The sequence below is a fragment of the Streptomyces kurssanovii genome (assembly GCF_040677245.1).
Lineage (GTDB): Bacteria > Actinomycetota > Actinomycetes > Streptomycetales > Streptomycetaceae > Streptomyces > Streptomyces kurssanovii.
This window is the reverse complement of the sequence record NZ_JBFAQK010000102.1, coordinates 1-9,152: the sequence shown is the minus strand read 5'-3', so window position 1 is coordinate 9,152 and position 9,152 is coordinate 1. Positions and strand designations below refer to the sequence as shown.

Sequence of the window (9,152 nt, the reverse complement as noted above, 5' to 3'; positions counted from 1 at the left end):
GGACGGGCGGCAGGGGCCATGATGGAGACATGGCGGGCCTCGAAGGTGTGGGACAACCGCGGCAGCGCGTCGGCGCGACCGCCGCACGGTGGGTACCGGCCGCCGACGACGAACAGGCCCTCAAGGCCGTCGAGTTGTACGGCAACCCCACCGACGCGGAGGTGCGCCTCCCGTCCCGGCCCGAGTCCGCCGCCACCGCCCGCCGGCTCACCCAGTGCGTGGTGCTGCGCCAGTGGGCGCTCCCGGCGCAGACCGGCGAGTACGCGGTCCTGCTCGTCTCCGAGCTCGTCGGCAACGCGGTACGCCATACCGGGGCGCGGGTGTTCGGCTTACGGATGCTGCGCCGCCGCGGCTGGATCCGCATCGAGGTGCGCGATCCGTCCCGGGGGCTGCCCTGTCTGATGCCCGTCGCAGAGATGGACACCAGCGGCCGCGGGCTGTTCCTCGTCGACAAGCTCGCCGACCGCTGGGGTGTGGACCTGCTGCCGCGCGGTAAGACCACCTGGTTCGAGATGCGGGTCGCCGACCGCTGACGCCCGCCGATGCCGGACCGCTGACGCCCGCCGACGCCGGTGGGCCCGCGACGCGACGCACAGAAGCCCCCGTACGCCGCGATGGCGGCGACTCGGGGGCTTCTGTGTGGAGCGCCGTGGATCGGGGGGTGTATCCACGGCCGCTGATGTCGACCTGGCCCGGGTCAATGGGGGTCGTGTCATCGACTATGACAGACGGACGCCTCATCTCCAAAATCCCATAAGAGGACAAAAGCCCTCGAACGGGAGTTATCGCCAAGGAATCGTAGGTGAGCTCACCCACTCGCCTGGCATTCCATGCATAACTATCCCGGTCGAGGTGTGATTCCTCGCCCCTTCGGGTCTTTGGGTGACATTGTGTCCCGTCTTCGGTTCGCCGAGGACGGCGGACGAGGAAGGGGCGGCTGCCGGCGGTGGCGGCCCGGACATGGACAACTCGCCCACCTGCGGGTGACGATCCGGGGCCCGGAGCCGGCGAACCGGGATGGTGTCCCCATGATCACCACTCGCTCGCGGCGCCGGGCCGCCGTGCTCACGCTGGCCCTGGCCGCCACCCTCGTCCCCGCGGCGGCGGGAACCGCCGCAGGAACCTCCCCCGCGGCCCCGGCCGTCGCTCCTGCCGCCGCCGCGGCCGTCTCCTGCCCGGTCGTCGACGACCCGCTCCACGCCGCCGCCGACCGCAGCGTGGACCTCGACAAGGTCACGCCGGCGCCGTCGTACCGGACCAACTGCAAGCAGCTGTACCGGGCCGACGGGCGCGCCCCCGAGATCATCTTCGAGCAGGGCTTCCACCCGAAGGCGCCGCAGACCGGCCAGTACGACATCGAGAAGTACGTCCTCGTCAACCAGCCGTCTCCGTTCGTGTCGACGACCTACGACCACGACCTCTACAAGCAGTGGAAGAGCGCGTGGAACTACTACATCGACGCGCCCGGCGGCATCGACGTCAACAAGACCATCGGTGACACCCACCGGTGGGCGGACCAGGTCGAGGTGGCCTTCCCCGGCGGCATCAACCGGGACTTCATCGTCGGCGCCTGCCCCGTCGACAAGCAGACCAAGCGCGAGATCATGAGCGAGTGCCGGGACAACCCGAACTATCTGCCCTGGCGCCTGTGACATGAACGGAAGAACGCCGCCCGGGGCCGATCGGCCCCGGGCGGCGTTCCCGCGTCGTCACCGTGCGGCGAGGAGCGCCTCGGAGGCGACCGGCCGGAACCCCGCCCGCTGGAACGCCCGCACGCTGCGTGCGTTGCCCGGCGACTGCTGGGACCACAGCACCGGCCCGGGCACCAGATGCCGGGCGGCGACGGCGAGCCTCGGGCCGACGCCCCGGCCGCGTGCCGCCTCGTCGACCTCGACGGACACCTCCCAGCGGCCCGCCAGCCCCCGGCCGAGGACGAGCACTCCACCGTCCGCCGCCCAGACCCGCACCTCGTCGCGGCGCTTGAGGGCGCCGACCACCCGGGGATGCTCGCGGTCCTGGATCTCGCGCAGTTCGACACCCGGCTCCCCGGGCAGCGCCTCCGCGACCGTCACCAGGTCGATGGTGTCCATGGACCGTCCGGTGCGCCGCATCAGGGCGGCCAGGAATCCCGGGTTCATGGTGACGGCCAGCCGGTCGGAGGCGGTGGCCGCCAGTTCGGCCCGTATCCACTCCGGGTCCTCGGCCGTGAAGACGACCGAGTGCGCGGTGAAGGCCACCACGCCCTCGTCACGGGCACCGGGCCGGTCCACCACCGTCACACCGCCGTCCGCGGGCGGGAACCGCCCCTGCGCCGCCGCGGCGAGGATCCGCCCTAGTTCGTCGCTCATCGCGTCTCTCCCCGTTCGTGGGTACCGGCCTCGCCTCCATGATCGACGACGCGGGCCGATAATCTGACCCCCGTCAGTAATGCACCAAGAAGGGGTGGACCGGTGGCGGACATCGAGTCAGCACGCAAGGCGTTCGACCGTTACGACGCGGACGGCGACGGCTTCATCACCGCGGCCGAGTACAAGACGGCCATGGCTCAGATGGGTGACTGGAACGTCACCGAGTCGGTGGCCGAGGCCGTGATCGCCGCACAGGACACCGACAAGGACAAGCTCCTGTCGTTCGACGAGTTCTGGGCCCACCTGAACAAGGCCTGATCCCCACGGGACATGGGAAGGCCCCCGGCACGCGCCGGGGGCCTTCCCATGTCCCGTGCGGCTCGGTCAGCACTCGATGATGTTCACCGCGAGGCCGCCGCGCGCCGTCTCCTTGTACTTGACCGACATGTCGGCACCGGTCTCCTTCATCGTCTTGATGACCTTGTCCAGGGAGACCTTGTGGCTGCCGTCGCCGCGCATCGCCATCTTCGCGGCCGTGACGGCCTTGACCGCCGCCATGCCGTTGCGCTCGATGCACGGGATCTGGACCAGGCCGCCGACCGGGTCGCAGGTGAGGCCCAGGTTGTGCTCCATGCCGATCTCCGCGGCGTTCTCGACCTGCTCCGGGGAGCCGCCGAGCACCTCGGCGAGCGCGCCCGCGGCCATCGAGCAGGCGGAGCCGACCTCGCCCTGGCACCCGACCTCCGCGCCCGAGATCGAGGCGTTCTCCTTGAAGAGCATGCCGATCGCGCCCGCGGCGAGCAGGAAGTCGACGATGCCCTTCTCGTCGGCGCCGGGCACGAAGTTCATGTAGTAGTGCAGGACCGCCGGGATGATGCCCGCGGCGCCGTTCGTCGGGGCGGTGACGACCCGGCCGCCGGCCGCGTTCTCCTCGTTCACGGCCATCGCGTAGAGCGTGATCCACTCCATGGCGAGGGCCTGCGGGTCGCCCTCGGAGCGCAGCTTGCGGGCCGTGGTGGCGGCCCGCCGGCGGACCTTGAGACCGCCCGGCAGGATGCCCTCGCGGGACATGCCGCGCGAGACGCACGCCTGCATGACCCGCCAGATCTCCAGGAGCCCGTCCCGGATCTCGTCCTCGGTGCGCCAGGCCTTCTCGTTCTCCAGCATCAGCGCCGAGATCGACAGACCCGTCTCCTTGGTGAGGCGCAGCAGCTCGTCACCGGTACGGAAGGGGTACTTCAGGACGGTGTCGTCGGGGACGATCGGGTTGTCGCCCGCCGTGCCTTCCTGAGACAGCACGGTCTCGTCGACGACGAAGCCGCCGCCGACCGAGTAGTACGTCTTCTCCAGCAGCGTCGCGCCCTCGGCGTCGCGGGCGACGACCGTCATGCCGTTGGCGTGGTACGGCAGGGCCTTGCGGCGGTGCAGGACGAGGTCCGCGTCGAAGTCGAAGTCGATCTCGTGGGCGCCGAGCAGGTTGATCCGCCCGTCCGCCTTGATCCGCTCGACCTGCGCGTCGGCGCTCTCGACGTCGACCGTCCGGGGAGAGTTGCCCTCCAGGCCCAGCAGGACGGCCTTGGGAGTGCCGTGGCCGTGCCCGGTCGCCCCCAGTGAGCCGTACAGCTCGGCCCGTATCGCCGTGGTGTGGGCGAGCAGCCCCTCGTTCTTCAGGCGCCGGGCGAACATCCGGGCGGCGCGCATCGGGCCCACCGTGTGGGAGCTGGACGGGCCGATGCCGATCGAGAACAGGTCGAAGACCGAGATGGCCACGGGGAACTCCTTGTGGGTGGTAGACGCCGTTGTCTGCCGGGTGGTGCAGAGGCATTGCGTGTGCGTGGTGCTTACGTGGTGCGGGGCACCGCGCGCACGGTCCAGTGTGCGCGGTGCCCCTTTTGTTTTGTTCGGGTCGGTTACGGGAGATCCGTCACAGACCAGGGTAGAGCGGGTGCTTCTCGGCCAGGGCCGTCACGCGGGCGCGCAGCGCCGGCACGTCGTACGACGGCTTCAGCGCCTCGGCGATGATGTCCGCGACCTCGCGGAAGTCCTCGTCCTGGAAACCGCGCGTGGCCAGCGCCGGGGTGCCGATCCGCAGACCCGAGGTGACCATCGGCGGCCGCGGGTCGTTCGGGACGGCGTTGCGGTTGACCGTGATGCCGACCTCGTGGAGGCGGTCCTCGGCCTGCTGGCCGTCCAGCTCGGAGTTGCGCAGGTCCACCAGGACCAGGTGCACGTCCGTGCCGCCGGACAGGACGGAGACGCCGTGCTCGGTCACGTCGGCCTGGACCAGGCGCTCGGCGAGGATCCGGGCGCCGTCCAGCGTGCGCTGCTGGCGCTCCTTGAAGTCCTCGGAGGCGGCGACCTTGAAGGAGACCGCCTTCGCCGCGATGACGTGCTCCAGCGGGCCGCCCTGCTGGCCGGGGAAGACCGCGGAGTTGATCTTCTTGGCGAGCTCTGCGGTGGACAGGATCACGCCGCCGCGCGGACCGCCGAGGGTCTTGTGCGTGGTCGTGGTGACGACGTGGGCGTGCGGCACCGGGTTGGGGTGCAGGCCCGCGGCGACCAGGCCGGCGAAGTGTGCCATGTCGACCATCAGGTAGGCGCCGACCTCGTCGGCGACCCGCCGGAAGGCCGCGAAGTCCAACTGGCGCGGGTAGGCGGACCAGCCGGCGACGATCAGCTTCGGCTTGGACTCCTTGGCGAGGCGCTCGACCTCGGCCATGTCGACCTGGCCGGTGGCGTCGTCCACGTGGTACGCGACCACGTTGTAGAGCTTGCCGGAGAAGTTGATCTTCATGCCGTGGGTCAGGTGACCGCCGTGGGCCAGGTTCAGGCCCATGATCGTGTCGCCCGGCTTCAGCAGCGCGAACATCGCGGCCGCGTTCGCCTGCGCGCCCGAGTGGGGCTGCACATTGGCGTGCTCGGCGCCGAACAGCGCCTTGATCCGGTCGATCGCGATCTGCTCGACCACGTCGACGTGCTCGCAGCCGCCGTAGTAGCGGCGGCCCGGGTAGCCCTCGGCGTACTTGTTGGTGAGGACGGAGCCCTGGGCCTCCATGACCGCGACCGGAGCGAAGTTCTCCGAGGCGATCATCTCGAGGGTGGACTGCTGACGGTGGAGCTCGGCGTCGACAGCGGCGGCGACGTCCGGGTCCAGCTCGTGGAGAGGGGTGTTGAGAAGCGACATCACTCGGTCCCTAAGGTTTTGGTCAGCCGGCGAAATCGGTGTACTCGTCCGCGGAGAGCAGGTCCTTCGGCTCCTCGCTGACACGTACCTTGAAGAGCCAACCGCCCTCGAACGGGGCGGAGTTCACCAGGGACGGGTCGTTGACGACGTCCTCGTTGGCCTCGGTGACCTCACCGCTGACCGGGGAGTACAGGTCGCTGACCGACTTGGTGGACTCCAGCTCGCCGCAGGTCTCGCCCGCGGTCACCGTGTCACCGACCTCGGGGAGCTGGACGTACACCACGTCGCCGAGCGCGTTGGCCGCGTGCTCCGTGATGCCGACCGTCGACACGCCGTCCTCGGCGGCCGACAGCCACTCGTGCTCCTTGCTGTAGCGCAGCTGCTGGGGGTTGCTCATGACCTGAATTCTCCTGTACGCGGGGGAGTGCTGGTGAACGGGAAGAGGGTGCGGACGATCACTTCCGGCACCCGGAGGATCACTTCTGGCGCTTGTAGAACGGCAGCGCCACGACCTCGTACGGCTCGTGGGTGCCCCGGATGTCGACGCCGACTCCCGGCGTGCCCGGCGCGGCGTGGGCCGCGTCCACATAGGCCATGGCGATCGGCTTGCCGAGAGTGGGGCTCGGGGCGCCCGAGGTGACCTCGCCGATCACCGTGCCGTCAGCGACCACCGACATGCCGGCGCGGGGGACCCGGCGGCCCTCCGCGATCAGGCCGACCAGCTTGCGCGGGGGCGCCGACTCGGCACGCTCCGCGGCGGCCGTGAGCGCCTCACGGCCGACGAAGTCGCCCTCCTTCTCGAACTTCACCACCCGGCCGAGACCCGCGTCGAACGGGGTGAGCGCCGTGGTCAGCTCGTGCCCGTACAGCGGCATGCCCGCCTCCAGGCGCAGCGTGTCGCGGCAGGACAGGCCGCACGGGATCAGACCGGCGGGCGAGCCCGCGTCGGTCAGCGCCTGCCAGAGCTTCTCGGCGTGCTGCGGCTCGACGAACAGCTCGAAGCCGTCCTCGCCGGTGTAGCCGGTGCGGGCGATCAGCGCCGGGACGCCCGCCACGGTGCCCGGCAGGCCCGCGTAGTACTTCAGACCGTCCAGATCGGCGTCGGTCAGCGACTTCAGGATGCCGGGGGACTCCGGGCCCTGGACCGCGATCAGCGCGTACGCGTCACGGTCGTCGCGCACGGTGGCGTCGAAGCCCTGGGCACGCTCGGTGAGGGCGTCGAGCACGATCTGGGCGTTGCCGGCGTTGGCGACGACCATGTACTCGTCCTCGCCGAGGCGGTAGACGATCAGATCGTCGAGGATGCCGCCGTCCTCCCGGCAGATCATCGTGTAGCGGGCGCGGCCGAGGCCGACGGTGCCGATGTTGCCGACCAGCGCGTAGTTCAGCAGGTCGACGGCCTGCGGACCGGTGACGGTGATCTCACCCATGTGGGACAGGTCGAACAGCCCGGCCTTGGTGCGGACGGCGTTGTGCTCGTCACGCTCACTGCCGTACCGCAGGGGCATGTCCCAGCCGGCGAAATCGGTCATGGTCGCGCCCAGCGACCTGTGCAAGGCGTCGAGTGCGGTCAGACGGGGGGCGTTGCTCATAGGTGTGGCTCCCAGGGCATGGCTGCGAGGACAATCCTCCCCATCTGTCATCGGAACCTGAGAGGTTCGCCCCGACTACGCGTACGGGTAGTCGTGACTTGCACCTTGGGTGGAGCCACTCGAATGCGGCTCGCTTTTCAGATCTGCCTCATCACACGCGGTACGGGGCCTGAGAGATTCAAGGGAGGAACTTGCTCCTTCGGCGCCCGCCACAGAGGTGGCAGGGACTCTCCCGCGTGGATTCAAGCGGCCGGTATGGAGTTGGCGCGCACATCATTGCACGCATCGGGGAAGAGTGGAGCGTGAGGCCGCCCTGAAAACACTTGAGCCGTATTACCAATTCTTTACACTTCATGGGCAAGGGTGTGGGATGACCCGACACGGGGAGGGGGACGACGTTGCAGCCGACCGGTGCATACGCCACGACCACGGGGGCGCCCGCGCCACCGGGCATGTCCGCCGTCCCGTCCCGGGCCGGAGCGGCGACGACCGCCCTGCCCGTCCTGCGCGACCTGCGGCAGCGGGCCGGGCGCAGCCCGCACAGCCTCGTCTTCGCCGCCGGTGACGTGGTGGTCGTCTCCGGCCTCCCCGGCAGCGGCAAGTCCACGCTGATCCGGCGCGCGGCGCGGGGCCTCGGCATCGACTCGCAGGACACGAGGGACCGCTGGGACGCCCGCGCGCCCCGCTTCCTGCCGTACGCCGTCTACCGCCCGCTGGTGCGGCTCGCCCACTACGCCGGGCTGCGGCGCGCCCTCCGCTCCGGGGAGAGCGTCGTCGTGCACGACTGCGGCACACAGGCCTGGGTGCGGCGCTGGCTCGCCCGTGAGACACGACGGCGCGGCACGTCCCTCCACCTGGTGCTGCTGGACGTGACGCCCCAGGTCGCGAGAGCGGGCCAGCGCGATCGGGGCCGCGGCGTCTCCGGCTACGCCTTCGCCCGCCACCGCCGGGCCGTGTCCCGCCTGGTCGCCGACGCGGAGGCGGGCCGCCTGCCGGCCGGCTGCGCGTCGGCGGTCCTCCTGGACCGCGAGGCGGCGGGGACGCTGGGGCGACTGGGCTTCGAGTAGCGGCCGGCCGGCCCGGACCGGGCACCGCGCCGCATGCGGTGTTCTTCGGGGGGCTCCTCTCCCTACGCCTGGCGGCGTGGGGAGACCCCCACCGCGCCCTCGCGCCTGGCCTGCCCGGACCTGGCACCGCGCCGCGTGCGGTGATTCCGGGTTGCTCCCCTGTGCCTGGCGGCGTGTGGGGGACACCCAACCGCGCCCTCGCGCCTGGCCCGCCGCGGCCGGACCCCCGGAGGCCCCCCGCACCGCGCGCCCGCACGGTGCCCTCCATCTCCTACCCACAGCCCACCGCGCCGTGGGGGGTGCGCCCGGACGGCTGATCTCGCTCCACAAGATCTGGCCGGCGGCGTTTGCCTGGCCGGCGGGGCGTGTGCGTCGGCGGCGTTCGCCTGCGTCAGGCTCCGGCCGGTGGGGTTTTCCGGTCTCGGTGGCGGCGCCTGCCTCCTCGGCGGCGCCGGCCTGCGTCGGCGGCTCCTGCTGGGCCGGCTGCGCTCGCCTGCGTCGGCCGGCAAGGAGCTCGGACTTCGCCGATGGGCGTTTTCGGACTCGCCTGCCGCGGCCGAGCTCTTCGCCGGCCAGGTTCTGGACCCTCCTGCGGCGGCTCAAGCCTTCGCAGGCTGCTCAGGCCTCCGCCGGAGGGAGGCACATCCAGCCTCGCCGGCGTTTGAGGCACCTCGGGCCATCCTGGACGCCGCTGTCGAGGGTGCGCAGGTCGACTTCGACACCGCGAGCCGCATCGAGAGCCGTTACTTCTCAGAGGTGGCTATCGGTCAGACCGCCAAGAACATGATTCAGGCGTTCTTCCTGGACCTGCAGGCCATCAATGGCGGCGCCTCGCGTCCCGAGGGCATCGCCAAGCAGGAGATCAAGAAGATCGGTGTGCTGGGCGCGGGCATGATGGGCGCCGGCATCGCCTACGTGTCGGCCAAGGCCGGCTACGACGTCGTCCTCAAGGACGTCAGCC

General features: G+C 70.8%; 10 protein-coding genes and 1 riboswitch. Of the genes, 5 read left to right on the top strand and 5 right to left on the bottom strand.

What is annotated here, in order from left to right; genetic code table 11:
• Positions 1-29 precede the first annotated feature (29 nt).
• Positions 30-533, top strand: coding sequence for an ATP-binding protein (locus AB0K36_RS34065; protein ID WP_364601592.1), 504 nt, complete (start codon positions 30-32; stop codon positions 531-533).
• Between the two features lie 495 nt (positions 534-1,028).
• Positions 1,029-1,652, top strand: a complete 624-nt coding sequence (locus tag AB0K36_RS34060) for an ADP-ribosyltransferase (RefSeq protein WP_364601588.1) — start codon at positions 1,029-1,031, stop codon at positions 1,650-1,652.
• A gap of 57 nt (positions 1,653-1,709) precedes the next feature.
• Here AB0K36_RS34060 and AB0K36_RS34055 read toward each other — a convergent pair whose 3' ends face one another.
• A complete protein-coding gene (locus tag AB0K36_RS34055) occupies positions 1,710-2,348 on the bottom strand; it encodes a GNAT family N-acetyltransferase (protein WP_364601586.1) in 639 nt (212 codons plus the stop codon).
• A gap of 102 nt (positions 2,349-2,450) precedes the next feature.
• On the opposite strand from AB0K36_RS34055, the gene AB0K36_RS34050 reads away from it, so the two are divergent.
• Positions 2,451-2,666: an EF-hand domain-containing protein gene (locus tag AB0K36_RS34050; RefSeq protein WP_005311639.1), complete on the top strand. Its 216-nt coding sequence runs from the start codon at positions 2,451-2,453 to the stop codon at positions 2,664-2,666.
• Between the two features lie 66 nt (positions 2,667-2,732).
• On the opposite strand, the gene AB0K36_RS34045 is transcribed toward AB0K36_RS34050, so the two are convergent.
• The 4 genes from AB0K36_RS34045 to gcvT all read right to left on the bottom strand — a co-directional run bounded on the left by AB0K36_RS34045 (position 2,733) and on the right by gcvT (position 7,124).
• On the bottom strand, positions 2,733-4,118 hold the full coding sequence (locus AB0K36_RS34045) for an L-serine ammonia-lyase (RefSeq protein WP_364601584.1): 1,386 nt from the start codon (positions 4,116-4,118) through the stop codon (positions 2,733-2,735).
• 154 nt (positions 4,119-4,272) lie between these two features.
• Positions 4,273-5,532, bottom strand: coding sequence for a serine hydroxymethyltransferase (gene glyA / locus AB0K36_RS34040; protein ID WP_364601582.1), 1,260 nt, complete (start codon positions 5,530-5,532; stop codon positions 4,273-4,275).
• Positions 5,533-5,554: 22 nt separating this feature from the next.
• Positions 5,555-5,929, bottom strand: a complete 375-nt coding sequence (gcvH, locus tag AB0K36_RS34035) for a glycine cleavage system protein GcvH (RefSeq protein WP_159686883.1) — start codon at positions 5,927-5,929, stop codon at positions 5,555-5,557.
• Between the two features lie 79 nt (positions 5,930-6,008).
• On the bottom strand, positions 6,009-7,124 hold the full coding sequence (gene gcvT / locus AB0K36_RS34030) for a glycine cleavage system aminomethyltransferase GcvT (RefSeq protein ID WP_364601580.1): 1,116 nt from the start codon (positions 7,122-7,124) through the stop codon (positions 6,009-6,011).
• Positions 7,125-7,272: 148 nt separating this feature from the next.
• A riboswitch (glycine riboswitch) is annotated at positions 7,273-7,369 on the bottom strand.
• A gap of 207 nt (positions 7,370-7,576) precedes the next feature.
• Here gcvT and AB0K36_RS34025 point away from each other — a divergent pair.
• Positions 7,577-8,191, top strand: coding sequence for an AAA family ATPase (locus AB0K36_RS34025; protein WP_364601590.1), 615 nt, complete (start codon positions 7,577-7,579; stop codon positions 8,189-8,191).
• Positions 8,192-8,596: 405 nt separating this feature from the next.
• Positions 8,597-9,152: 3-hydroxyacyl-CoA dehydrogenase NAD-binding domain-containing protein (locus tag AB0K36_RS34020; protein WP_364601578.1), on the top strand; the 556-nt coding region annotated here is incomplete at its 3' end.